This window comes from Acrocarpospora pleiomorpha, from assembly GCF_009687885.1.
Taxonomy (GTDB): Bacteria; Actinomycetota; Actinomycetes; order Streptosporangiales; family Streptosporangiaceae; genus Acrocarpospora; species Acrocarpospora pleiomorpha.
Genome location: NZ_BLAF01000077.1, coordinates 28,818 through 52,202, shown reverse-complemented (window position 1 = coordinate 52,202; position 23,385 = coordinate 28,818). Strand labels below are relative to the sequence as shown.

The 23,385-nt window shown below is 67.3% G+C and carries 21 protein-coding genes, 9 tRNA genes and 1 pseudogene; 2 read left to right on the top strand and 29 right to left on the bottom strand.

Translation table 11 applies throughout. The features are described 5' to 3' along the window. From Aple_RS44210 to Aple_RS44140, 15 genes are all read right to left on the bottom strand, one after another. A partial coding sequence (locus Aple_RS44210) for a hydantoinase B/oxoprolinase family protein (protein ID WP_174889959.1) occupies positions 1 to 661 on the bottom strand: 661 nt, incomplete at its 3' end. A 16-nt stretch (positions 662 to 677) separates the two neighbouring features. Beyond that, the gene (locus Aple_RS44205; protein ID WP_155350767.1) at positions 678 to 2,738 is read right to left on the bottom strand and encodes a hydantoinase/oxoprolinase family protein; all 2,061 of its coding nucleotides are present in this window, start codon (positions 2,736 to 2,738) and stop codon (positions 678 to 680) included. Positions 2,739 to 2,741: 3 nt separating this feature from the next. Then, positions 2,742 to 4,034 (bottom strand): hydroxymethylglutaryl-CoA reductase, degradative, encoded by a 1,293-nt coding sequence (locus Aple_RS44200; RefSeq protein WP_155350766.1) that lies wholly within the window; start codon positions 4,032 to 4,034, stop codon positions 2,742 to 2,744. Positions 4,035 to 4,180: 146 nt separating this feature from the next. Beyond that, entirely contained in the window at positions 4,181 to 6,100 is a 1,920-nt protein-coding gene (locus Aple_RS44195; RefSeq protein ID WP_155350765.1) for a helix-turn-helix domain-containing protein, read from the bottom strand. Positions 6,101 to 6,151: 51 nt separating this feature from the next. Beyond that, positions 6,152 to 9,289 (bottom strand): ATP-binding protein, encoded by a 3,138-nt coding sequence (locus Aple_RS44190; protein WP_155350764.1) that lies wholly within the window; start codon positions 9,287 to 9,289, stop codon positions 6,152 to 6,154. Positions 9,290 to 9,291: 2 nt separating this feature from the next. Further along, complete coding sequence (locus Aple_RS44185; RefSeq protein ID WP_155350763.1) at positions 9,292 to 9,918, bottom strand: hypothetical protein; 627 nt, start codon at positions 9,916 to 9,918, stop codon at positions 9,292 to 9,294. Continuing rightward, a complete protein-coding gene (locus Aple_RS44180) occupies positions 9,918 to 11,042 on the bottom strand; it encodes an endonuclease domain-containing protein (RefSeq protein WP_170321968.1) in 1,125 nt (374 codons plus the stop codon). The genes Aple_RS44185 and Aple_RS44180 overlap by 1 nt, the downstream gene beginning before the upstream one ends. Before the next feature lie 126 nt (positions 11,043 to 11,168). Further along, positions 11,169 to 11,972 carry an endonuclease/exonuclease/phosphatase family protein gene (locus tag Aple_RS44175; protein ID WP_155350761.1) on the bottom strand — a complete coding sequence of 268 codons (804 nt, stop codon included), beginning with the start codon at positions 11,970 to 11,972 and terminating at the stop codon, positions 11,169 to 11,171. 176 nt (positions 11,973 to 12,148) lie between these two features. Continuing rightward, on the bottom strand, positions 12,149 to 12,493 hold the full coding sequence (locus Aple_RS44170; RefSeq protein ID WP_155350760.1) for a hypothetical protein: 345 nt from the start codon (positions 12,491 to 12,493) through the stop codon (positions 12,149 to 12,151). Between the two features lie 35 nt (positions 12,494 to 12,528). After that, entirely contained in the window at positions 12,529 to 13,026 is a 498-nt protein-coding gene (locus tag Aple_RS44165) for a DMT family protein (RefSeq protein ID WP_155350759.1), read from the bottom strand. Then, a complete protein-coding gene (locus Aple_RS44160) occupies positions 13,023 to 13,919 on the bottom strand; it encodes a DMT family transporter (protein WP_218038817.1) in 897 nt (298 codons plus the stop codon). Before Aple_RS44160 ends, Aple_RS44165 begins: the two co-directional genes overlap by 4 nt. Before the next feature lie 146 nt (positions 13,920 to 14,065). Further along, on the bottom strand, positions 14,066 to 14,479 hold the full coding sequence (locus Aple_RS44155; protein ID WP_155350758.1) for a hypothetical protein: 414 nt from the start codon (positions 14,477 to 14,479) through the stop codon (positions 14,066 to 14,068). Positions 14,480 to 14,644: 165 nt separating this feature from the next. Further along, entirely contained in the window at positions 14,645 to 15,127 is a 483-nt protein-coding gene (locus Aple_RS44150; protein WP_155350757.1) for a hypothetical protein, read from the bottom strand. A gap of 308 nt (positions 15,128 to 15,435) precedes the next feature. After that, complete coding sequence (locus Aple_RS44145; protein ID WP_155350756.1) at positions 15,436 to 16,176, bottom strand: MBL fold metallo-hydrolase; 741 nt, start codon at positions 16,174 to 16,176, stop codon at positions 15,436 to 15,438. A gap of 169 nt (positions 16,177 to 16,345) precedes the next feature. Beyond that, positions 16,346 to 16,990 (bottom strand): TetR family transcriptional regulator, encoded by a 645-nt coding sequence (locus Aple_RS44140; RefSeq protein WP_155350755.1) that lies wholly within the window; start codon positions 16,988 to 16,990, stop codon positions 16,346 to 16,348. A gap of 180 nt (positions 16,991 to 17,170) precedes the next feature. Between Aple_RS44140 and Aple_RS44135 the strand changes: the two genes are divergently transcribed. After that, positions 17,171 to 17,608 (top strand): winged helix DNA-binding protein, encoded by a 438-nt coding sequence (locus Aple_RS44135; RefSeq protein ID WP_155350754.1) that lies wholly within the window; start codon positions 17,171 to 17,173, stop codon positions 17,606 to 17,608. 147 nt (positions 17,609 to 17,755) lie between these two features. Here the strand turns inward: Aple_RS44135 and Aple_RS55195 are convergent. Together Aple_RS55195 and Aple_RS44125 are read right to left on the bottom strand one after the other, a co-directional pair. Then, positions 17,756 to 18,019: pseudogene (locus Aple_RS55195) on the bottom strand (helix-turn-helix transcriptional regulator); the annotation flags it as partial. A 16-nt stretch (positions 18,020 to 18,035) separates the two neighbouring features. Continuing rightward, complete coding sequence (locus Aple_RS44125; protein ID WP_218038816.1) at positions 18,036 to 18,638, bottom strand: TetR/AcrR family transcriptional regulator; 603 nt, start codon at positions 18,636 to 18,638, stop codon at positions 18,036 to 18,038. A 79-nt stretch (positions 18,639 to 18,717) separates the two neighbouring features. Between Aple_RS44125 and Aple_RS44120 the strand changes: the two genes are divergently transcribed. Next, on the top strand, positions 18,718 to 19,224 hold the full coding sequence (locus Aple_RS44120; RefSeq protein WP_155350753.1) for a cupin domain-containing protein: 507 nt from the start codon (positions 18,718 to 18,720) through the stop codon (positions 19,222 to 19,224). A 12-nt stretch (positions 19,225 to 19,236) separates the two neighbouring features. Here Aple_RS44120 and Aple_RS44115 read toward each other — a convergent pair whose 3' ends face one another. The 12 genes from Aple_RS44115 to Aple_RS44060 form a co-directional block, all read right to left on the bottom strand. Next, a complete protein-coding gene (locus Aple_RS44115; RefSeq protein WP_155350752.1) occupies positions 19,237 to 19,764 on the bottom strand; it encodes an EF-hand domain-containing protein in 528 nt (175 codons plus the stop codon). 259 nt (positions 19,765 to 20,023) lie between these two features. Next, positions 20,024 to 20,098, bottom strand: a tRNA-Arg gene (locus Aple_RS44110). A gap of 1 nt (position 20,099) precedes the next feature. Continuing rightward, positions 20,100 to 20,176: transfer RNA gene (locus Aple_RS44105), tRNA-Asp, on the bottom strand. Between the two features lie 6 nt (positions 20,177 to 20,182). Next, positions 20,183 to 20,256, bottom strand: a tRNA-Glu gene (locus Aple_RS44100). 10 nt (positions 20,257 to 20,266) lie between these two features. Further along, a tRNA-Glu gene (locus tag Aple_RS44095) sits at positions 20,267 to 20,343 on the bottom strand. 10 nt (positions 20,344 to 20,353) lie between these two features. Continuing rightward, a tRNA-Ser gene (locus Aple_RS44090) sits at positions 20,354 to 20,443 on the bottom strand. A gap of 10 nt (positions 20,444 to 20,453) precedes the next feature. Continuing rightward, positions 20,454 to 20,527 (bottom strand) — tRNA-Leu (locus Aple_RS44085). 10 nt (positions 20,528 to 20,537) lie between these two features. Beyond that, positions 20,538 to 20,611, bottom strand: a tRNA-Leu gene (locus tag Aple_RS44080). 23 nt (positions 20,612 to 20,634) lie between these two features. Next, positions 20,635 to 20,707, bottom strand: a tRNA-Gln gene (locus Aple_RS44075). Between the two features lie 27 nt (positions 20,708 to 20,734). Beyond that, positions 20,735 to 20,805: transfer RNA gene (locus tag Aple_RS44070), tRNA-Ala, on the bottom strand. A 445-nt stretch (positions 20,806 to 21,250) separates the two neighbouring features. Beyond that, positions 21,251 to 21,892 carry an SRPBCC family protein gene (locus Aple_RS44065; RefSeq protein WP_155350751.1) on the bottom strand — a complete coding sequence of 214 codons (642 nt, stop codon included), beginning with the start codon at positions 21,890 to 21,892 and terminating at the stop codon, positions 21,251 to 21,253. Between the two features lie 91 nt (positions 21,893 to 21,983). Next, the gene (locus Aple_RS44060) at positions 21,984 to 23,342 is read right to left on the bottom strand and encodes a hypothetical protein (RefSeq protein WP_155350750.1); all 1,359 of its coding nucleotides are present in this window, start codon (positions 23,340 to 23,342) and stop codon (positions 21,984 to 21,986) included. Positions 23,343 to 23,385: the final 43 nt, after the last annotated feature.

The following is a 23,385-nucleotide window of genomic DNA, read 5'->3' as shown; positions in this document are numbered from 1 at the left end:
TGTAGGCCGTGAACTGTTGGAGGCCGAACTCCTCGATCGTGGCCAGCAGCCGGCGGATACCGGTGTTGTTGCTCGCCACCAGGCTGCGCACATCGTTCCAATAGGGCACGGGCACGCGGACGTTGTTGAGCAGGATCCGCCGCACCCACTCCACCGGCTCACCCCGCTCGAAGACCTTCACCCCGGGCGGCAGTCGCAAGGCCTCGCTGTAGCAGTCGCGCGCGCCGGGCGCGAACCCGCCAGGGGTCATGCCGCCGACATCCAGCAGATGCGCCTGCGACTGCGCCCAGCCGACCAACTCGGCGCCGTGGAAGATCGGGGAGATCACATTGGTGTCGGGCGGGTGACTCGCCCCCGCGGTGTGCGGGTCGTTGCAGATGAACGCATCACCCGGATACAACGGCTCGTCCCCGATGACCTCGATCAGGTTGCGGACGGCCACACTGCCCGACCCGATGTGGAACTGCACGTAGTCCGAATAGGCGTAGATCCGCCCGGCGGGATCAAACAGCGCGGTGTTGAAATCACCGGCCTCAGTGATGACCGGCGATCCGGAAGACCGGATCATCGCGATGCCCATCTCCTCGACGATCGAGTCGAGGCGCATCCTGATCACTTCCAGAGTGACCGGGTCGAAGTCGGCGGGCGTCGGTGAGCTCACGGGGGGTCTCCTTCGATCAGGCGGCGTCGGCGTGGTTCAGGCGGATGAGGAAGTGCCCGCCGTCGATGACTTCGACCGTCGCGTCCGGCGGCACGTAGACGGTGGTGTCGGGTTCCTCGATCAGGCAGGGGCCTTCGGCTTTGCCGAGCGCGCCGAACCCTCGGTGCACCTCGACGTGCTGGCGGTGTCCGGATAGCGGCTCGATGACCTCCCGCGTGGTGGCGGTGTGCTGCTCCTGGTCGAAGGTCTCGGTCACGGTCTGCGTCTCGGTGCGGCCGACCGCCCGTACTCGTGAGTTGACCAGCAGCACCTCGGCCTCGGTCCACGCGGTGCCGGTGCCGAACTCGGCCTCGTAGTCGGCCACGAACCGGCGGCGCAACCCCTCCTTGTCGCCCTCCCGGAACGGTTCCTCGGGCAGGCGGGTGGTCACCTCGAAGATCTGGCCGACGAACTTCATGTCAGCCTCGCGGAAGACCGCGCGGCGGTCGGCGGGGATGCCCTCGGCGTCGAACCAGTCCCGCGCCCGCTGTTCCAGGGCGGCGAACTCCTTTTCGAGTGCCTCGGCCGGCTGGTTCATCGTCCACGGGCTGGTCTGGACTGCGGAGAAGACCGAGTCGGCGTGCATGAGTCCGTAGGCGGAGAACACGGCGGCGTTGCGGGGGATGATCACCTCGCCCACTCCCGTTTCGGCGGCGATCGCGGCGGCGAACAGTCCGCAGGCGCCGCCGAAGCCGACCAGGGTGAACTCGCGGGGATCGTGCCCGCGATTGACGGTGATCTTGCGCAGCGCGTTGGCCATCTGCGAGGTCGCCAGCCGGTACATGCCGTGCGCGGCGGCGTCCTCGGAGAGCGCGAGCGGCTCGGCGAGGTGCCGGCGGATCGCCTCGCGCGCCTTGCCCGGCGACAGGGTGACCGTCCCGCCCAGGTAGTAGTCGGGGTTGATCAGCCCCATGACCAGCGCGGCGTCGGTCACCGCCGGACGCTCGCCGCCCGCGTCGTAGCAGGCGGGCCCGGGCACGGAACCGGCGCTGTGCGGGCCCACGCGCAGCACCCCGCGGCCGTCGATCCAGCCCAGGCTGCCACCCCCGGCGCCGATGGTCTCGATGTCCACCGCGGTCAAGCTGGTAGGCAGCCCACCGATCTCCGCCCGCGGCAGCACCCGCAACTCGTCGTCGATGATCGCGGCGGCGTCCAGGCTGGTCCCGCCCATGTCGGCGGTGAGCACCCGACGCCGGCCCAGCCGCATGCCGAGCAGACGCGCGCCGGTCACCCCGCCGACAGGGCCGGAGTTGAACATCGAGATCGGCGCCCGCGCGGTCTCCTCGACTGAGAGGAACCCGCCGTGGACCTGCATGATCTGCACCCTGCTGCGCAGCCCTTTGGCGGCCAGTTCATGGGCGAGATGCTGGAAGTGGGTCGCGACGATCGGCTTGACCGCGGCGTCCAGCGCCGTGGTCACCATACGCTCGTATTCCCGGTACACCGGGGTGAGCGCGCTGGACAGCGAATAGGGCACGTCCGGGTGGTGCTCGCGCAGGTAGTCGGCGATCGCCCGCTCATGCGCGTCATTGCGGAAGGACCACAGCAGGCACACCGCGATCGACTCGGCCCCGGCCGCCAGCACTTCCTCCACGCTCGCACGCACAGCGTCGGGCGACAGCGGCACCAGCACGGTCCCGTGCGCATCGACACGTTCCGGCACCTCGACGATCAGACGCCGATCCACGATGTCGGGCGGTGGGGTCAGCTGGTGCGCGTCACGCTCGTCGGTGCGGGCGGATCGGGCGATCCGCAGCGTGTCCCGGAAGCCCTGCGTGGTCAGCAGTCCCACCCGGGCGTACTTCTGCTCGTCCACCGCATTGGTGACGATGGTGTTGCCGAGCACGAACCGGTCGATCGCCGGATAGAACTCCGCCTCGCTCAGCCCAACCTGCTCACGCAGGATGCTCAGCGCGGCGAGAATGCCGGTCGTCACATCCGGCGTCGAGAACGCCTTGCCGCGCACGGCGCGGCCGTCCGCGATGGCGACGGCGTCGGTGAAGGTGCCCCCGACGTCGATACCCACGTCCAAAACCATGGCTCAATCTCCTTCGGCTGCACCGGCTCCGGCACGGAGCTCGGCCAGGATCTGCTCGGCACGGTCGGCGCGTACCGCCTTGGCGGTGAGCATGCGCGCGACCACCGTGGGAATCTCTTCGGGGCTCGCGCCCGCGGTCACCGCCACGTTGCGCGCGTGCAGTGACATGTGTCCTCGCTGGATGCCCTCGGTGGCCAGGGCCCGCAGCGCGGCGAGGTTCTGCGCGAGCCCGACCGCGGCGACGATGCCGGCCAGCTCGCTCGCGGTCCGTACCCCCAGCAGCCGCACCGCCGCGCGCGCCACCGGGTGCACCTTCGTGGCCCCGCCGACCAGGCCGACCGGCATGGGCAGTTCCAGGGAGCCGGACAGGTTGCCTTCGGCGTCGCGCTCGAAGTGGGACAGGGAGGTGTAGCGGCCGTCCGGGGCGATCGCGTGGGAGTGCGCGCCCGCTTCGACCGCGCGGGTGTCGTTGCCCGTCGCCAGCACGACGGCGGTGACGCCGTTCATGATGCCCTTGTTGTGCGTCGCCGCCCGGTACGGATCGGCCTCGGCCAGCGCCGCCGCGTGCACGATGTCCCGCACCACCCGCGAGCCGCCGAGGGCCTCGGCGTCGAAGACGGCGCGTGCCCTGGCCAGGCGCAGGTCCGCCTTGTTGGTCAGGATCCGCAGCAGGGTACGGCCCCCGGCGATCTCACCCACCCTGGTCGCCACGGCCTCCGCCATCGTGTTCACCGCGTTGGCGCCCATCGCGTCCCGCACGTCGACCACGAGGTGGAGCACGACGTAGACGTCCTCGCCCGACGGCACGAGCCGTACGGTGATGTCCCGTACGCCGCCGCCGAACTCCACCAGGCGCGGGTCCTGCGTGTTCGCCAACTCGGCGAGCTCACCGCGCGCCTCCAGCAGCCGCAGCCGCGCCGCGTGGGGATCGGCCGCGCCCAGCACCTGCACCTGCGCCTGCATGATCGGCGCCGAGCACGTCGTGGCGAAGCCGCCGTGGATGCGGGCGATGCGCGCGGCGTTGCTCGCCGCGGCGACCACCGACGGCTCCTCCGTCGCCATCGGCACCAGGACATCGGATCCGTTGACGCTGAAGTTCGTGGCCACGCCCACCGGCACCCCGAGAACCCCGACCACGTTCTCGATCATGTGGTCGGCCTGGTCCAGGGTGAGCCCGGCGGCCGGATCGAGCACGTCGAGCGCGCCGGGATCGAGCCCCGCGCTCTTCGCGGCGATGGCCCGCCGCTCCCCGGGCGACAGGTCGCGAAACCCCGCCAACCGGCTGTGAACACCCACGATGCCTCCCGCATACCGCCGAAACAGGCTGTTAACCGAGCCGCAACGCAAGCGGCTTGTGCGGAAGCTTAAGTCCGACCCGAAAGCCGCGCCCATGGGTGAATCACACGCCGTTGAAGCCATTGCCATGTGTGAATCGACGTAGATCACAGACCGGTCGCGAGGGCGTGCATACGTACGGCAACGGTGACGCGAAAGAACGGCTCCGGCTCGCGCCACGCGGGGCCGAGCAGCAGGGTGATCCTTTCCAGGCGCTGGTTGACCGTGTTGATGTGCATGTTCAGCGCTCGCGCCGCCCGCGCCGGGCTGCAGAGCGAGTCGACATAGGCGCGCAACGTCTTCATCAGGTCGGTCGAATGATCGCGGTCCCAGCGCAGCACCGGCCCGAGCACCGCCTCGGTGAACGCGACGATCCCGTCGCGCCCGGCGCCGAACAGGGCCAGGTACGGCTGGTAGGCCGCCGCGTTGACGGCCGTGTCCTGGATGCCCATGCCGTGCAGCAGTTCGGCGCACTGGCGCAGCGGCTCGAACCGGGCGCCCAGCTCGCCCCAGGTGGCGACGGGCGCGTCGGCCGCCACGAGCACCGGCGCCCCCGTCAGCGGGCGTACCCGCTCACGGACCTCGGCCGCCGCGCTGTCGGGGTCGGCCGCGTCCGTCAGCACGACCACACAGCCCGAGTGCTCACCGGCCAGCAGGCCGGGGCGCCAGGTGCCGAGCGCCTGCACGGCCGCCCTGCGCCGGTCCCGCGGCACCAGCACCGCCACGACCATGCGCAGCGACTCCAGCCGGACCCCGCGGGCGCGGGCCCGCAACATCAGCTCCTCGCGGTGCGCGCCGTCGCCCAGCAGGATGTCGGAGATCAGCTCTCCCCGCACCCGCTCCTCGGCCTCGGCGACGGCCTCCCGCTTCAGCGCCAGCAGGGCCACGATCTGCGCCGCGCGCTCGATCGTGCGCCGCTCGACCGAGCCCAGCGCGAGCTCGCCGTGGCCGACGAGGATCGCGCCGAGCAGCGTCTCGGCGGCCACCACGGCGACCACGACAGACGCCCCGTCATCCGACGGGTCCAGGAACACGCACCGTCCCGTGGTACGGCTGCGCTCGACCGCGGCGCGTACGTGCGCGGTCACGGGCGAGGACTCCCGCGCGGCATCGGTCCGCGCCGAGGCGAGCGGGGCCAGGTCGCGGTCGAAGATCTCCACCGACCGTCCCAACGAGGCGGCCAGCGTCCGGGCCACCTCGTGCGCGGTGCCCCCGCGCAGCACCGCATGGGTGAGGTCCTGATGCACCGCGCTGGCGCGTTCCCTCGCCGCCATGGTGCGCGCGAGATCATCGTTGGCCGCCCGCGCCGCCTCGGCCGACGCGCGGGCCTGCGCCAGCAGGTGCACCGTCTGCAACACCACGGCCGCGTGGTCGGCGAACGCCGACAGCAGCGCGATCTCCTCGGGCGTGAACGCGTGCTCGTCGCGGTTGGCCGCGAACAGCACCCCCAGCACGCGGTCGCCCGCCACCAGCGGCACACCGAGCAGCGACACCAGCCCCTCGGCCCGCACGGCTTCGTCGATCTCCGCGTCATGCGGGACGTCGAGATAGTGGTCGTAGTCCGTCGTCCACTGCGGGCTGCGCGTGGACACGACCTTGCCGGCCAGCCCCTTTCCCGGAGGCACCCGAAGCCGGCGGAACTCGGGCGCGAACGTGCCCAGTGTCGAGCGCACCCGCAACTCATCGGTCTCCTGGTCGAACTCCGACAGATACGTCACGTCGGTGCCCACCAGGCCATGCGCCCGGGCCACCAAGCGGTCCAGCAGCGCGTCCAGATCGCGCAGCTCGGCCAGCTCACGCGCGCTGGACAGCAGCGCGGACAGCTCCTGGTCGCGCCGGCGCCACCGCGCAAGCGCCGCCCGCACCTGCCGCGTCCGCCGTAGCACGCCGGCCAGCTCGGCGCCGTCGAGTAACTCGGCGAGAGGCGCGACGGCGCTCTGCTCGTCGGCCGTCTCATCGAGCAGCAGGTCCAGCAGTCCGAGCACCGACTCCAGGGGGACCAGCGCCCGCTGCGCGGGCAATACCATGTGCCCGAGCATACGGGTCCTGTGCCGGTATGTACCGGCTGACCTGCAAGGTCATCGGCTCGCTCGGGCGATGACCTCCTCGGTCGTCAGCGGCGCCCTGGGGTGATGGGTCAGACACAGCGGTGTCCGCACCTTCGCGAACCCCGCGCCCTCAGGTGCGACGTAGAACTGGCCGCTGCGAAGCGAACCGATGTCATCGGCGCTGCCGCCTTTGACGCGGGCCATCGCCTTGGCGGCCTCGATCTGCACATCCGCGTTGAGCAGGCCGAAGAACTGTGTTGCCGCGTTGCCCGGGATCCGGTTGTGCAGGCCCTTGGGCGCCTGGGTCGCGAACACCAGCCCGAGCCCGTACTTCCGGGCCTGGGAAGCGAGGGCGAGTGTGCTCTGCGTGCACGCGGTCATGGCGCCAGAGGGGGCGAAGGTCTGCGCTTCGTCCATGACGAAGAGCCCACCGAGGGGCAGGTCACCGGCGGGGTTCTTCTTGATCCAGGCGAACAGCGCCATCTGCAACTGGTTCACGAAGGACTGCCGGTCGGAGTCGCTCTGGAGCCCCACGAAGCTGATGACCGAAACCCGGGCCCGCTTCCCCGCGGCCGGAGTGAGAAGTTGCCCGGGATCGACCGGCTCACCTTCTCCACCGAACAGCGGATCGGTCACGGCGGCAGCCCGGAGCACCTGGGCGAGCCCATCCGCGATCTTCGCTGCTCCGTTGATCTGACTGATGTCCTCGGGGAAGTCGGCGAGCAGATTGATCAGCCCGTCGAGGCCGCCGCTCTTGTACTTCCCGAAGTGGACAACCGCTTCCATGAGCACCGCCCGAGCGACCTGGGCCTTGCTGGTGCCGCCTTCCACCTTCGCCCGTGGGGCGAGCGCCGCCATGGCGGCGTGGACGGCTTCGTTGAACTCGTCGACGTCGTCCCGGACGCTGGAGAAGTCGGGCAACGGCTGGAAGGCCAGCGGACGGCCCTTCTCCCTGCGCGGCGTCCAGACCACGACATCGGTGTCCGCGATGTAACGAGCCGCCCGACCCCCATCACCGGGGCCCCAGGCGGAAGGCTCCTCCGGCCAGGCGTCGCCGAGACGGGCGAGGTCGTTGTTCGGGTCGAGCACGATCGAGGAGACGCCCTGAAGGGCGCACTCCTCGATGATTCGCCTGATCAGTACGGTCTTTCCCGAGCCGGATCCCGCGAAGATCGCAATGTGTTTACGGAGCGCCTCCAACTCGACGGAGACCGGAAGCCCGCGATCGTACGAGCGCCCTACGGTCAGCGACGGCACCCCGACCGGCCGGCTTTCCTCCGAGGTACCGGCCTCGTGAGTCAGTACGGGCTTCGCCTGCGCGGGCGGCCCTTCAGGGGCTTTTGGGGCTTGAGGCTCCTGATCCGGCCAATCATCTAAAGCGTCCTTGAGGAGCTTGAGGTTGGCGGTGGGTTTCCTGCTGGCGATCCACTGGTCGAGGTGCGGGAGGTTCTCCGCGAAGAGGTCCCGAAGGGCGTACAGCACCTTGAGGTTCTCTTCGTCGGCCTCGATCACCCGGCCGCCCCTGGCGTGGAAGCCGGCAACCGCTTCCTGGGTGACCGGCCCGGAGTTCCACGGGATGTTCCGGATGATGATCAACCGGCGCTTGGGACTCTCCTCCGCGAGACCGGCTTTGAGCACCGCCTTGCGGAGCCGGGTCAGCGCCGCGAGATGGTGCGTGGCGGCGATGCCGCGGAACGCCCAGTGGATCTCGTCTTCGGTTGCCTCGTTCAGGACTTGCTTGAGACCCGCGTGAAGAGAGGTCTTCTGGCCCATTGGCGGGTCGACCCGGTAACGCGCGGACGTCCCGCGCTGCTCCACGATCCAGGCCCGGAGGCCCGCCGAAATCAGGTCAGGAAGAACCGCATCCTCCAGCTCGGCATCCAGCGCTCCACTGACGTCGGCCGTATCCGCCAGCATTGCGAACTTGGTGTCGATCGCCTGAAGTACTTCCTTTTCGGGATCAGACTTCAGGAAAGGACCGACCTCGTTTGAGGGCGCGTCGAGGCTGTCCAGCTCAGTGATCTTGCCCTGGAGCAGGCACTTCTGGATGTGCCTGGACAGACATTCCAGGACCTCACGCGGAGTGTAGAAGGGAGCCTGAGCGAAAGCCTCCGGCTTGATTGGCCACGTTGGATATGGCCGGTCGAAACCAATGTCCTTGAAGTGCTCCGCGAGTCGCATGGTGACGAGCTCCGCCCCAACCTCCGGAGTTGGAATGCGCCGAAGGAACGCGGCCTTCCGAAAGCGGTCCTTGAAACTCTTGACAGCCCGCTCCTCAATCAGCGTCCACGTCTCTGGCAGGCAGGAGAGAACCGTCAGGGTTCGGCTGGTCATCTCACGAAGGTTGGTCAGCCCATGAGCGAACTGAAGAACTGCCGAGTTCGCCGAACTGTCGGGGCCGCCCTCGACGAAGAGGCTGCTCTGCATGATGAACGCGTCGAGCTGGTCGAAGGCCATCACACTCGGACCGGTCAACGCCAGCAGCCGCGAGATGTCACGGACGATCTCCTGCGGAGATTTGTGGACCTGCCGGAAGCCCCAACTCAGCCGGTAGCTCTCGCCATCCTCGATTGAGCAGATGTAGGACTCGCCGATGTCCACCAGGGCATCGTGAGTGGCCCCCAGGAGCACAAGAGCCCGAGCGACGTCTTGTGCCTCTCTGCCAACCCGGCGATCGATTCTGTACAGGGCCTCGATGAACAGATCGAGATCTTCGCGGGTGACCATCTGGTTGCCGATGATCGCCTGCTGGTTCTTTCGCGGGAGCTGCATCAGGCCCGTCAGATTGCGAAGGAACCGCTTGAGCTGGGTCTCCTCATCTGTGCCCACCCGAGCCAGCCCGTCCTGGATGGACACGACGGCGCTTTCCCAGAAGTTGCGGGCGTCGAAAATGCCCATGAGGAAGAAGTAACCATCGCGCTGGATGACCTGCTCACGCAGCCAGCTCATCAGGTGCGTCTTTCCGCTTCCGGCGCCACCCTCAAGGACCACCCCGATCGGGCTGGTCACGGGAGAGTCAGCGGCGGCATCCAGTCCGGAGCGAAGAGCGTAGGAAGCCGCCGGGTGCATCTCGGGCACGTGGAACGGAACCGGCCGCCAGACATCCTCACTGGCGTTGACGGTCGAGAAGATCTTGAGACTCTCCAGCGCGTACCATTCGGTGACCATCGTCACGCTCCGACGCGGAACTGATGGTTGGGCGTGCTGCCGATGACGATCGCGGCGGCGTGGTCTTCGGGCTTCAGGTCACCCAAGATCGCAACGGGCTCGATGTCCACCCGCCCTGCCAGCATCATGGTGCGCAGAACGTCGTCCTGGAGATCCCGGTCGATGTCCGTCAGGAGGGCTCGCAGCTTGGTCATCGCGGCCCACCGGCCAGCGCCAGGCGTGATCTTCGCATAGGCCTCGCGAATCCGGTCTTCCACTTCCTCCGGCGACACCGTCGTGACCCACGCCTGAACGGGTTCCTCGACGGCTGGGACCGCCACTTTGGGCGCCAAGAGGGACCGCAGGTACAGAAGAGCCAGCGTCTTGCCCGAGCGGGAGGTCACCGGGACTCCCTTGCGTACTTCCTCGATTGCGCGATCTTCACCAGCCGGTGTGATCGTGAACCACAGAGCTCGATTGGCTTTGGTTTCCGACTTAATCAACCCGGAGTCGATGAGACCCTTGCGGTTCGGGGGCTTGAGATCCAAGCCCCACTCCTCTTTCAGTTCCTTGTTGGCCAACGCGGTTCCGAGCTCCCTCAAGACGAGCAGAGCTGCGACCTGCTGGTATGTGAGTCTTCCTTCGGACATCAGCCTGCTCCTTCGCTCATTCCGAGGCGTCGCCCCCGGAGGAATTCTTCGATGTGGCGCAAAACCGCCCGTAGATCGCCCATTATCTGCTGGTTGGTGAATCGCAACACCGTGAACCCGTCACGTTCCAGGTGCCGGTCACGAATCTGGTCGCGCTCCATTTGGGCGAACGTCTCGTGTTCCGGTCCGTCGAGTTCCACGACGCACTTCTCCGGGACCCACATCAGATCCGTACGAATCATCACGAACAACGGGTCCTTGGACTGGTACGTCTGATTCCAGGTCCGGCCATGAGCCCACGCGCATTCCGCCAGGGCCGCCTCCATCGCCTGCTCGACCGCACTCCCCGCGTGCGGCCTTCCGGCGATCGGCGGCACTCCCACCGTCGCGGTGAGCGGCGGTGCCGTCATCTCGTCGGCCAGTCTCCTAACCGCTGCGGGCACCTTCAGGTAGAGGTTTTCGACGCGGCGCAGTTCGGGGCCGACGAGCCAGATCCCCATGCCGCTCCGGTGCGCCAGCCACTCACATCCGGCAACCAGAAGGGTCTCCCCATGGGAGGTCAGCTTCTCCGGCACGTAGATGACCAGCGCCGCCGATTCGCGGCCGAACGTGGAGGCGATGACCCGGGCCAGACCAGCCGCCCGCGACTCCGCGGGGAACGATCGTCCTTTGGGACCGCGCTGCCCAGGAACCAATGGGCCGCGGTGCTGGATGGCCCGGCTGGCGAGGTCGGCCAGGAACGGTCCGAAATGACGGGTGCTCGACGCCAGGCGCGTCGCGAGGATCCTCGCCGCCGCCACTCCGCCGCCGCCGGGGCCGGAGAGCCTCTCCCCTTCGGGCAACCAGGCCGGGAAAAGTCCGATGGCCAGTATTTCCAGCTCCCGGAGGATGGATTCCACCAACTCGGAGACCGAATCACCTTCAACCGCCGCGTAGGTGATGACGGCGGGGCCGGTCTCCGGTAAAGGATCCAACAACAATTCCATCACATTGGCATCAATGTTGGAATCGACTCCGGCAAAGCGGAGCACTCTCCCGACCGGGAGATCGCCCCATGACAATGCCACACCGGCTCCCTCTGGACACTCCTCCGAAAACGTGACTTTGCGCAGGGTATAGGGCACACGAGTTGACGCGTAGGAAATCCAGAAATATCGCCTATTCCGGAGTTACAAAACCACCCAAACGGTCATCCTGACAATCCTTCACATCACCGTTTATGTCACGGGCCACCGCCGCAACCTCCAGCGTCAGGGGACGGCCGCCCCGAGAAATTCAGCCACCAGCGCGTGGTGATCCGAGGCCGAGCCAACATCGATCACCTCGGCTCCCGCGAGCCGAGGCGCCAGGGGAGGGGAGAGGAGGATGTAGTCGGTGCGCGTGTCCACCGTCGCGGTTCCCCTGTTGCGCTGGGCGGTGACCCAGCGGTGCGATCGCGGCCGAGCGCGAAGCGCATCCATCCAGCCGGCGGCGTGCAGGCGATCCATGACCTCGAAACGGGGCGGATGGCCGTACTTGTGCATGCCCGCCGCTGCGAGCCGGCGGTCGAGATCGGCCGGGTACGGATCGTCACGGTCGAGCGCGTTGAGATCGCCGACGAGTACGCAGGGACGGGTCGCCAGCCGCTCCGGAGAGGCCAATGCCAGCAACTCGCCGACCTCCGTCAGCCGCGAATCCTCATCGCTGTGCACCAGGTGCGTAGCGAGCAGCAGCAGCGGTTCGTCGGCGTCCGGCCATGCCAACTCGGCCTCAACGACGCAGTGAGCCAGCGTCGGCGGCATGTGCACACGCCACTGCAGGATGGGCGTACGCGACACCACGCACACGTTGTATCGCCGCCCACTCGACCGCGCGTTCGCCCGGCCGAGGATCGTGTGCTTCCCATCCGCCGGTACGCCGATGACCTCGGCGACCGCACTCAGCCTGACACCGTCCTCCCAGCCCACACACTCCTGCAGGACCAGCAGATCAGGCCGCTCCGCCGCGATGATCGTACGCAGCGCTCCGAACCGGTCCTCACCCCCGAGCAGCACATTGAGGGTCATGATTCTCATATGCGGGCACCCGGATGAAGTGGCGCGCCCGTCAGGCCTCGCCATCGCCGCCAGGTCGCGCAGCCACGTATGCCGTTCATGAGGCCTCCTGTTCCGTCACCGCTGGGAAACTATCAACCCGGCCTCAGGAAGCGATCCGGCTCTTCGGGCGTCAAGCGGAAGAGGGGATGAGCGTTCTACTTCGGTGAGGGTTGTGTGGGGGAGTCGGCTTTCAGTTGGTGGATTGCGGGGGACCTGGCGAGCAAGATGCTGCCGTACACCATCAGGGCGATGCCGGTGAGTTCGGGGATGATCCAGGCGCCTGAGCGGAGTTGCTCGTCGAAGAGCATGATGCCGTAGAGGACGCTGGCCACCGGGTCGCTGATGGTGAGCGCCGGTTGAGCGGCGATCAAAGGGCCGCTCTGGAGTGTGTTTTGGAGGAGGAAGAAGCTGCCTATGCCGGTGGCCACCATCGCGTACACCTGCCAGGAGGTCGCCAGCGCGGCCGGGTCGGCCCGGAGGATGATGGTGCTGTTCCGCATGAAGGTCGCGGTGAAGGCGAAACCGATGCCGGTGGCTATGCCGAGGGCGACCGCGCGGCCGATCGGCGGGAGGGCTCGTGCCGCCGCGATCGGCGCGGCCAGGGCAGGACTGTCGCGCCTCCGGCCAGCGCCCACTCGTCGGCGGAGATGACCGCCCGGCTGTTGCTGCTGGGCGCCGCCGTGAGCAGGAATAGGGCCAGTCCGCCGGTCAGCGCCGCAGTCGCCAGCCATGACTGCCGGTCCACGGTGACGTTGAGTATCAGCGAGATCCCGATCATGGTGAGGGGCAGTTCGGCGACCAGCAGCGGCTGGACCAGCGCGAGCCCGCCGAAGGACAGGGCCGTGGCCTGGAAGAGGAATCCGGCGATGAGCGCGGCCACGCCGCCGAGCCAGGCCGGGCGGCGCAGCAGGGCCCAGATGAGCGACGGCCGGAAGGCCATGGTCAGCGGCATGGTGCGCGCCTCGCGCCGTTGCAGGACCGACGCCGTGGCGTTGCTCGCCGCGCAGAGCAGGGCGAAGATGACCGCGATCATTTCTGCCGCCGCTCCGGACGCCGGGAGGCGCCCTGCTCGGACTTGGCCAGGAACGGTGAGCGGCCGAGGATGACGATGCCGGTCACCAGCGCGATCAGCCCCGCGACCTCGCCCGCCAGGGCGGGAGGGTCGACGCGTAGGCGTTCGCCGAGGATGGCCACGCCCAGGACGATTCCGATGATCGGCTCGGCCGCGGTGGCGGCCGGTAGCGAGACGCGCAGCGGCGCGGCGTCGAAGGCGCTCTGGCTGAGCAGGAGGCCCACCACCGCGACCATGATCAGGGTGTACGGCTGCCAGGTGGTCAGCAACCAGGCCGGACCGTGCCCGGTTCGCCCCATCCTGACCAGGGAGTCGCGGGTCAGCACGTCCTGGATGCCGTAGAGAATGCCCGCGGCCGCCGCCAGGAGCATCGCCTTGATGGGCAGCGTGACCCGTACCGCCACCACGACCAGCCCGGCCGCCGTCAGCAGCGTGACCAGCATGGCCACCCAGACCACCGAGGCCGAGACGGGCGGCCCTCCGCTGTGCGGCTCCCCGGACAGCAGGAACGCTGCCACCCCGCCGCTGACCAGCACCGCCCCCAGCCACTCCCACCGGCCCAGGCGCTCCCGGTACACGGCCGCCGCCATGGCCAAGGCGAAAATGAGGTTGGTCGCCAGGAGGGGCTCGACGCGCGCCACGTCGGTACGGTGCAGGGCGAGCGCGCCGAGCACCTGGCCGGCGATCATCGCGCCGAGGCCGCCCAGCCACAGCGGCTTGTGGATCAGATCCAGCAGCAGGCGCAGCCGCAGCATCTCCCCGAGCGGCTCGGTGTACGCCGCGTGCTGCTGGGCGACGAACCCCACCCCAAGCAGGGCCGCCGCCGCCAACCCCAGCACCACGGTGATGGTCAAAGGAGTGACGCCTGCCGGACGCTCCCTTGTCGGCCCCGCATCGCTCGCCTCCACGAGTCGCCCACATCGATACGGAGGGATATTTACCCACTTGTCCCGGAATGTGTCGTTAGCTGCTGAGTGGGCCTTTGCAGGCTCGGGTGGTGTCAGTCCTCTTGCGGAGTGGAGCCGGAGGGTAAGGCGAACGGGTCTTCAGGTAGGAAACAGCCGTAGTCCTGCAACGGCCTTGGATCGTTGAGCACGATCTGGTGGATCTCGCCCGCTGGGGACAGGCCGTCGGGGCGGTCCAGGACACGGTGGCCTCGACGTGACTCATCGCGGCCGATCGGCATCTCCGGCGCATCAGCTGTCAGCCGGCCGAGTCGGTCCAGCAGGATGTTCACCGCGTCGTATACATCTGTGACGCTCTCGGCCGCGGCCTCCTCGCTGACGTCAGGGTGGAGATCACGGTATGCCGTACGCGCCGCTGTCATGAAACGCGCCGGATCCATGATCACAACGTCCCGGCGAGTCCGCACGCTGATCGTCATGCCCGCTTTTGGAAGCGTCTGCTCGTCCATTGTCTGAAGGTATCCCTCCAGGGGCTGGATCACCTGGGAAACGATCACCGCTGGAACGGGAGGCGATCTTCTGGCGCGTCCCATTTCGCCGGGTCATGCACCTTCACTGTCACAACAAACCGCCCTGTTCCCGATCAAGGAACAGGGCGGTTGTGTTATTGGTGCTCAGTTGAAGGGGTTGTCGTACGTGCCGCTGCTCTTGGTGCGCGTCCTGTACCCGCTGCTGCTGAACCAGCCGGCGGTGACGTCGAAGCGGAGGTTGTAGACGGCGCTGCCGAAGTTGACCTCGGCGCTGTACAGGTTCACCTGCTGGCACCCGGTAGCCGAGGTGGAGCCGGTCCAGACCGGGTAGTTCGTGGCTGAGCCGTTGACGATGATGAGGAAGGACGGCTGGGGGTAGGCGCCGCTCTGCCAGCACACGCTCAGCGAGTAGCGGTACTTCGTGTTGGAATCATCGAACGCGACGGTTCCTTCCAGGCGGGCCAGCTGCATCCCAGAGCCGTCGTTGGCGATCACCTGCACGTAGACCTGCTGATCCGGGCCGTACGCGGCATGAGCGGGAGTGGCGGGCAGGAAGGTGGCGGCCAGTGCCGTGATGGCGAGTGCGATCGACGTCGTCAGGCGACGTCCCCACGAGCGTTCGGTCAATTCACACCTCATTAACTCAGGAGTGCGGGAACGCCCGGAGGTTATATACAAGATCTTGAACCGTCCAGCACGGCGATTCGGGGCCTAGTCCAGAAAGCACCTCACGCATCATTGGTCACGCCGTTCTTGTAGTGACCAGGGAATAGAAGGAAATGCGGTCCGTGGGAATCCGGCGTGGCCGCTGAAAGTTTCACCCTGATTAGCGATTCGCTTCCGCGATGTCGCCGTGCGCGCGAGGATGGATGCGATCGTGCTGCGCACCCCATGCCACATCGGCGTGAACGCGATTGAGCCCGAGGAACCCTTGCTCAGGAAAGATCGATGACGAGACCGGAAGTGGCGACGCCGATCTCGCCGTCGTATTCGGCCTCGGCGGCGGCTTGCGCGGCTGTGGGGTCTGTGCCTGGCTGCAGGTGAGTCAGTAACAGGTGTCGCGCGTCGGCTTCCTTGGCTTGCCGGCCGGCCTGGCGAGCGCTCGACAGGTGGAATCGCAAATTCTCCGGGACCCAGTCCGCGTAGGTGGCCTCGGCTAGGAGCAGGTCAGCACCGCGCGCCAGGTTCACCACATCGGGGCTCGGGCCGGTGTCACCGGTGTACACGAGCTCCCGGTCGCCCGCTGCCAGCCGTACGCCGGAATTGGGCACCGAGTGCGGCAGCAGACGGGTCTGCGCACGGAACGGCCCGATGTCGAGCCGGTCGCCAGCGGTGAACTCGTGCAGCACATAGGCGTCGGTCAGCATCCCCGGCCGGTCCAGCGCGAGTACGGCGTCCAGGGCGCCGGGCAGCGAGTACACCGGCAGCGGCGGCGGGTCAGCAGGCAATGCACGCGCCCGCAACAGCGGGTTCAGGTCGGCGCAGTGATCGGGATGTCCGTGACTGATGAACACCGCGTCGACCTGCTCGGCGGTGACCCGTTCCAGCAGTCGCGGCACCGTCGCATATCCAGGGTCGAGGAGCAGCCTGAACCCATCATGCTCCACGAGGTAACCGCTGCAGGCCTGGCCCGCCCCCGGCCACGCCCCGCATCCACCAAGGATTGTCAGCAGCATCCGTGAACTCTAACGGCCCGGCTACCAACCATGGAGTGCCTGTATGAGCCGGTAGGTCAGGCCAGGACGAGTGTGCCCCGCCGTCCTCTGCCGCTGGGAAACGATCAACCCGGGCTCGGGAAGCGATCTTCGCATCGTCCCGCTGTTGTGGCCTCGGCAGGCGTTTGCGTCATCTTCCTGTTTGGACGGACAGCTCCAGGCTGGCGGGGATGGTCTGGAAGGCGTGTTCGACGCTTTCGAGGAGGAACTGGCGTCCGCCCTGGCCGCCGGTGCGGACCCAGGCGCGGGCGGCGATGGTCCAGGCGGTGGTGGTGAGTTCTGCCAGCACCTGAGGTCGAAGGTCTCCGACCGGCAGTTCGAGCTTGTCGGCAAGCCGGTCGCTGATCTGCTGCTGGATGTCGGCACGGTGGTGTGCTGTGTAGGCCATCAGGGTCGGCGCGGTCAGCACGAGCCGACGGGTGGCGACATAGCGATCCGGCCAATCCGCATCGAGTCCGGTGACGACCCCGCACAGGATGTCCTTCATCTCGGTGAGGACGACGCCCGACAGAGTGTGGTCCCGCAGCGCGGTCAGGTAGGCCGACCACAGCTCGACTTCGGCTTCGATGGCGGCGGCTTCCTTGGCCGGGAAGGTGCGGAAAAAGGTGCTCTTGGACACCTCCACCACGTCGACCAGCTCCTCCAGTGTGGTCGCATCGAAGCCCTTCTCGGTGAACATGCGCAGCGCGGCATCGGCCAGCGCCCGACGGGTGCGCAGCTTCTTGCGTTCCCGCAGCGGCAGTGAACGGTCAGCGGCCGAGGAGACGGATGCCATGTCAACACCCTAGCGTCCCAAGCCCCAGCCTCTATCGGACCTGAGCGTCTTTTAATGCTTATTGCCAAATGGTACTCAGTATCAGTATGGTCTGGTTGTGATGATCCCCAGAAGACTCACCGAGCCGTTCACCCGCGGATTGAACCGTCCAGCCACTCGACCGCTGACGAAGGAGCAATCATGTCCACCACCCCGATCCTCAACGGCCAGGTCCTCGGCCAGGCCCATTACGCCACCCGGGCCGTCCTCGAACGCGAACTGGCCCGCATCCAGACGTCATTCCAGCAATCGGTCGCCCTCAACGCCGTGGCGAACAACGGCGGAGTCGTCGGCCGCGCCTGGCTCCTCGACCGGATGACCAGCACACTGAAGATCGACGAATCAGCTGTGCTGGAGACGCTCACCGAACTGACAGACGCCGGATTGGCGGAGGTCCTGCCCGACGAGCGCGTACACGTCACCAAGGCCGGTCAGGCACTGCAGCACCAGATCAGCGACGCGGTCGCCGACATCACCGCCCGGCTGTACGCGGACATCCCGGCCGAGGACATGGCCGTCGCAGGCCACGTGCTGACCCTTGTCACACAGCGGGCCAACGCCGAACTGGCGGCGGCCTGAGGGCTGGCCGCGCCCTACATTTCCCCGTCGGGTGGACGATCGGCTCCGGCGGCCCGAGTGGCGCGGCCGCCCAGCGCACGCAGATACGCCACCAGCTCTGGCGGCTCGTGCACGTCGAACTCGCAGCCGAGGCTCGTTCCTGGTCAGCATCGGAACAGTAGCGGCGCCGAGCGCGCCGACCCGGTGCCGTAGCCGGGACGACGGCACCTGCTCCAGCTTGGCCAAGGCCCGTACGGACGCCTCCTCGATGCCATCCACCGGATGCGAGGCTGCGGTGCGCAGCCCCACCGCGATGGCCACCGCCTCATCGTCGTCCAGCAGCAACGGTGGCATGGCCTTGCCCGCGGCGAGCCGGTACCCACCTACCGGGCCCATCGTCGCCCGTACCGGATAATCCAGCTCGCGCAGCTGGCAGCGGGTCACGCGATTATTTCCGTGTGGTGAGCATCACCAGTTCGATCATCATTTGCGTCGCCTCCTCGTTGGACAGACCGTGGTCGTGGCACAGCGAGCGCCATGTCCAGAACGAGACCGCGTGGCCGACGGCGGCCCGGAGGGGTCGGCGTCGCGCGTGGAACGGCCGCAGGAGCAGGTCGAGTTGCCGTGTCTCTCCGGCGGTGGCGCTCTCCCGCAGCTGGGCGGGTAGAGCGGCGCGGTCGCGTCCGGCGTTGGTCAGCATCGGTTCGGCGTCGCGGTAGAAGCGGTAGAGGTCGGTCAGTGCGACGCGCAGGCGCTCCGCGGGGTCGCTCACGCGTTCCCATGCGTCGGGGTCGGGGAGGAGCTGACCGGATGCCCAGTGCGCGGTGCATGCCGTGAACAGGGTCTGCTCGTCGGGGAAGTGGCGGTAGATGGTGAGCCGGGTGACACCGGCCGCCGCCGCGATCGCCGAGACGGTCGTGGCCGCCGGTCCGACGGTGCCGTGTAGTTCGACGGTCGCCTCGATGATGCGCTGGCGGGTTTCGGTCACGTTCTCGGCGCGTTTGCGCATCTGGTAGCCGCGGGTTTGGGAGGGACGCTCCTGTCCGCTCAATTGCTTTGACATCCTGCCGTCGCCGGTTGGACGATTTCGTAAAACAGATGTGTATCACGATATCGACCAGCGAGGTCTCATGGAACTGCCTGATTCGCCACCGCTGACGGTGGTTCGTCCCGGCGAGGGACAAGTCGGCGAGCTTGGTGCCATCGGCGTGCAGTTCAAGCTGTGGGGTCACGACACGGGCGGCGCGCTGTCGGTGGTCGAGCATCCGTTTCCGGTCGGTGCGCTGGTGCCACCGCACCTGCACACCCGGGAAGACGAGTACTCGATCGTCATCGAGGGTGAGATCGGCTTCCGCTCCGGCGATCGTGAGGTCGTCCTCGGTCCCGGCGGTTACATCACCAAGCCGCGTGGCGAGCTGCATGCCATGTGGAACGCCGGCGCGGTGCAGGCTCGCATGATCGAGATCATCAGTCCGGCCGGCTTCGAACACTTCTTCCGCGAGGTGTCCGAGCTCATCGCGGCCGGGCCGGCCGCCTCCGAGGAGGGCGCCGACCTGGCCGAACGTTATGGCCTGCGGTTCGAGGAGCCCGACTGGCTGCCCGAGATCATCGAGCGGTACGGCCTCACTCCGCGCTGACGCTGTCCCGGGCTATTCCGTCAGCACGCCGAAGACGTAGGTGCCGGGAGCGTTCGGGTTGTCGCCTGCCCAGAACTCGGTCCAGTGGATGCGGAACTCGTCGCGGGTGAGGTGGCCGTCGCCGTCCAGGTCGAGGCGGGGGAAGATCTCATCGGTCGCTGCGGGCGCCCCGTTCCACGTCTCGATGAGCGCGCCGTACTCCGAGCGGGAGATGAGGCCGTCCCCGTTGAGATCGATGGCCTCGAACATCGCGTCGGCGGTGCCGGAGACCGCGTCCGCCATGTCGCCGAGGCCTTCCACGACGTGGAGCACCTCGTCGAGCGTGACGGCGTTGCCGCCGTCGTGGTCGGAGGCGGCCTGGAGCACCGGCCACCAGCCGGTCATGACGGAAGCCAGTCGCTCCGGATCGACGGATCCGGCGACGGCCATCCAGCGCTGGGCGAGCGCCTGGAAGTCGCCCTCGGTCAACTGGCCGTCTCCGTCCACATCCATCGTACGGAAAACTCCGATGATCTTTCTGCGCTGGAACTCACTGGCCACATCAGCCTCCGCTCTTCGGGAGACTTCATGTTGTCGGGAGGTCACTTTCGGTGACCATACTCAGTTGAGTGACGAATATATTACGTACCGTGGGGGCGCATCCGTTCGTACGTCATGCGCGGCCCGTGGGCGCATGGCTCGGTGGCGATCGTCCCTCCGCCCGGAATCGAACCGGGATACCGGGCTTCGGACGCCCGGTCGCAGCTCCACTGACACGGAGGGCAGGGATGTGTAAGACCGGCTGAGCCGTTTCTTCTCGTAGCCGCAGCAGGAGTCGAACCTGCACATGACCCGGTTTCGTAGACCGGCGCTCTCTCCATTGAGCTATGCGGCCATGGCGCTCGCGACGGGATTCGAACCCGCATCTCTCACCTTGACAGGGTGAAGCTCTGTCCATTTGAGCTACGTGAGCTGGAGGTACCCCGTACCGGATTCGAACCGGCGATCTCCCGGGTGAAAGCCGGGCGTCCTGAACCGCTAGACCAACGGGGCATGACAATGCTGGTAGCCCGTACCGGATTCGAACCGGTGATCTCCTGAGTGAGAGTCAGGTGTCCTGACCAGCTAGACCAACGGGCCTTGTCGTGAGCGGAGGGGGCGAGGGTCGAACTCGCACGCGCTCGAAAGCGCCGACAGTTTTCGGGACTGCGGCCGTCGCCATCTGTCGGCTGGCCCCTCCATGAGTTTCGTACCGCTCCGGGGATTCGAACCCCGACGTCCCGTGTCCTGAGCACGGTGCCTCCTGCCGTTGGGCTAGAGCGGCCTGTTTCGCGTACGTCCGGCGGGATTCGAACCCGCGACCTCCGGCATCTCGGGCCGGCGCCTCTGCCAGTTGGGCTACGGACGTCTGAGCCCGGTGGGGCTCGTGAGCTGCCAGAGCACGATTCGAACGTGCACGTGTCCGGTTCAAAGCCGGAGGTCCTGCCGATTAGACGATCTGGCATCCGCGACCGGGGTGTCTGGTGACATGTGGACCGACAGGGTCTCGAAACCTGAACTCCTGCTTGCAAGGCAGGTGTGATGCCTTTTCACCATCAGCCCGGGATAGGGGTGTCGTGAATACGATCCCTATAGAATTTCTCCACTATTGAGTTTTAAGCATGCGCGAACCCGGTCGCGTCTTGAGGAAGTGCGGGAAAAGAAAAAGCCGCCGGGGTGTCCCTGGCGGCCTCGCGGTGGTCCCTTGTGGGTTTACCAGGGGGACCGCCGGAGCCGCAGCACGAGCGCGCGCAGGGATTGCGCGTCCAGTGAACGCAGACTGCGCGCCTGTTCCCGCTGGTCCTCGTAGCTCACGACTGTCACCTTCCCTGCTTCTGTCCGAGCGCCTTGCTCGTGTTATCCAGAACGGTAGCCGCCCGGCTCGCCGGGCGCGACATATTTATTGTGCCCATTATTTCAGCGGGTACGCCCCGTTCCTGGCGGTGTTACGCCAGGAACGGGAGTAGGAGCCAGCTGCCTGAGCAGCATCAGCACAGTGCGTGAATTGTTAGAGTGTGCCGTTCTCTATCGCTGCCTTGAGGCCTGCTTGGGTGGCCTGATGTGAGGAGACGCCGTTGGTCACGGTGAAGTCGATCAGGAGGATGCTCGCCTCGAAGGTGAGGTGTTCGGTCACTCGGGTGGTGCCGTTGCCGAGGTCGGTGAAGATGATTTTCTGGTGGGTGACCACGTTGGGGAGGGTCCAGGAGTCGGTTTCGTAGTAGAACTCGTTGCGGTGAATTCGCTGCTGGGCGTGGGTTTTGCTGCTGATGGGGATGCCGGCCACGAGGGGGATGTCCTCGATCGCGGTGAAGTTGATGTAGCGGACGTCGTTCTCGGTCCAGTCGGCGTGGGTCACCACTCGTTTGAGAAACGAGTGCATGCCGATGTGGTTGTTGACGTTGGAGTAGGCGTCGAAGACGTGTGCGATGGGGGCGTTGATGTCGATCGAGATGTCGCGGGTGACCTGGCTCCGTCCGGTCCAGGGCAGGGGAGCGGTCAGGATCTCGTAGAACCGGTACGTGTCCCACGCGAGCTGCCACGATGCCGCGAGTTGCGCATCGGTCTCGGCGCGGGCAGGGGTCGATAATCCGGTCAGGAGCAGGGAGATCGCCACGACGGGAGCCGTGAGGAATCGCAGCAGTTTCTTCACAGGTACCTCAAAGGTGAGGGTTGTACAGGTTTTAACCTTCTACCTCATGTAGGAGCACTTGAGGAAGCCCGCATGTGACCCGTGATTTGTCTCAGCCGAGGCCTGCGTACTGGCGAGGGCGCAGGGCCTGCGTGCGGAGCGCCGACAGGACCGCTTGCTGGCCGACAGGTGTCAGTTGCCAGCTCGCCCGCCAGTCGCACGACATGCGCAGATCCAGCGCGTCCAGCCGCCGCTGCAGCTCCCCGAGCGGGGTGGTCAGGTCCGCGGCGGACACCTGCCCCCCGGCGGAGGACCGCCAGCCTTCGCCGTTGACCACGTCGGCCACCCGATCGCGCAGCTCCGCGTAGGGCAGGGGGTCTCCGTCCGCGAGCAGCATCAGCGCCGCCTCCCGGACCGAAACCTCGAAATCGTGTTCCCCCTGGGCCGGCGTGAGCAGGGCCGCCGTCGCGGCCGTCCACATCGCCTCGGGGTCGTCGGCGAGCTTGCGGCCGGCGACCGTGAGCACCAGCTTCCGGCCGTTGCGCCGCAGAGCCCGCAGCTCGTCGCTCACGATCTCCCGCAGCATCGTCAGCGTGGGAACGTCCGCCTCACCCCGGATGGACCCGGCCGTGACCGCGTCCCATCCGAACAGTTCCGCCGATTCCACCACCAGCGCCCGGGACAGGTTGAATTTCTGCGTCAGCGGCACTCCGCCGCTCCCGGCCGCCCAGTCCAGCAACCACCACAGCGACGCCAGATGCGGCTCGGCGGGCGCGGGAATGGGCGCGTAGAGCCGCACCTCGAAGGGCTGGGCAAGCTCGCGGCGGGCCTTGCCGCGCCCGAGAACCCAGCGGTTGAGGCGTTCGCCGTGCACGCGGTGCAGCCAGCAGTCGCCGCCGAGCTCGGCGCGTGGCTCGGTGAGCCAGCGCGTGGTCAGTTCCACCCTGCCCCGAGTGAGACCGCGCATCACCGTCGTGGCGGGCGTCTCCGGCTCGTACGGCATGGCCAGCTCACCCGACACGATCGCGAGCTCGAGCGCGGCCGCGCAGGCGACATGCGCCCCGAGCTCCTCCGGCCCCATGATGGAGCTCCAACTGAGCTCGGGAACGTCAGGAGGCAACACGCCAGTGGCCTCAAGCGCCTGCTGATAGGCGGCGGCCCCGGCCTCTTCGCCCTCGCGACCATAGGTGCGCAGGATGTGCGTGGTCGTCTCAGACGCGCACAACGCCGCATAGCGCTCCATGCCGCCCAGCTCGAACAGCCGCCCCAGCGCGTGCGCGATGGCCACATGATCTCCGGTGACCTTGATCGGCAACGCGTACCAGAGGAACTCGCACACGTCGAGTTGGCTGATGGTCTCCAGGGCCTCACCGCCGGTGAGCCATTCCACGGCGATTCTGGCCGAGTCGGCGACATCCGGCTCGGCACGCTCCAGTTCGGCGAGGAGCGCCGCCACATCAGGTGCGGGCATGACCCGCAGTCTGCCGTATGGGACCCACCGTTGACGACGACCG

What these genes read in the sequence shown, in the direction of transcription:
- Aple_RS44185 (WP_155350763.1), bottom strand. Translation starts at nt 9,918, where the DNA reads ATGTCCGAAGGAAGACTCACATACCAGCAGGTCGCAGCTCTGCTCGTC.
- Aple_RS44135 (WP_155350754.1), top strand. Translation starts at nt 17,171, where the DNA reads ATGTCCACCACCCCGATCCTCAACGGCCAGGTCCTCGGCCAGGCCCAT.
- Aple_RS44175 (WP_155350761.1), bottom strand. Translation starts at nt 11,972, where the DNA reads ATGAGAATCATGACCCTCAATGTGCTGCTCGGGGGTGAGGACCGGTTC.
- Aple_RS44060 (WP_155350750.1), bottom strand. Translation starts at nt 23,342, where the DNA reads ATGCCCGCACCTGATGTGGCGGCGCTCCTCGCCGAACTGGAGCGTGCC.
- Aple_RS44120 (WP_155350753.1), top strand. Translation starts at nt 18,718, where the DNA reads ATGGAACTGCCTGATTCGCCACCGCTGACGGTGGTTCGTCCCGGCGAG.
- Aple_RS44195 (WP_155350765.1), bottom strand. Translation starts at nt 6,100, where the DNA reads ATGGTATTGCCCGCGCAGCGGGCGCTGGTCCCCCTGGAGTCGGTGCTC.
- Aple_RS44155 (WP_155350758.1), bottom strand. Translation starts at nt 14,479, where the DNA reads ATGGACGAGCAGACGCTTCCAAAAGCGGGCATGACGATCAGCGTGCGG.
- Aple_RS44165 (WP_155350759.1), bottom strand. Translation starts at nt 13,026, where the DNA reads ATGATCGCGGTCATCTTCGCCCTGCTCTGCGCGGCGAGCAACGCCACG.
- Aple_RS44140 (WP_155350755.1), bottom strand. Translation starts at nt 16,990, where the DNA reads ATGGCATCCGTCTCCTCGGCCGCTGACCGTTCACTGCCGCTGCGGGAA.
- Aple_RS44170 (WP_155350760.1), bottom strand. Translation starts at nt 12,493, where the DNA reads ATGCGGAACAGCACCATCATCCTCCGGGCCGACCCGGCCGCGCTGGCG.
- Aple_RS44145 (WP_155350756.1), bottom strand. Translation starts at nt 16,176, where the DNA reads ATGCTGCTGACAATCCTTGGTGGATGCGGGGCGTGGCCGGGGGCGGGC.
- Aple_RS44190 (WP_155350764.1), bottom strand. Translation starts at nt 9,289, where the DNA reads ATGGTCACCGAATGGTACGCGCTGGAGAGTCTCAAGATCTTCTCGACC.
- Aple_RS44205 (WP_155350767.1), bottom strand. Translation starts at nt 2,738, where the DNA reads ATGGTTTTGGACGTGGGTATCGACGTCGGGGGCACCTTCACCGACGCC.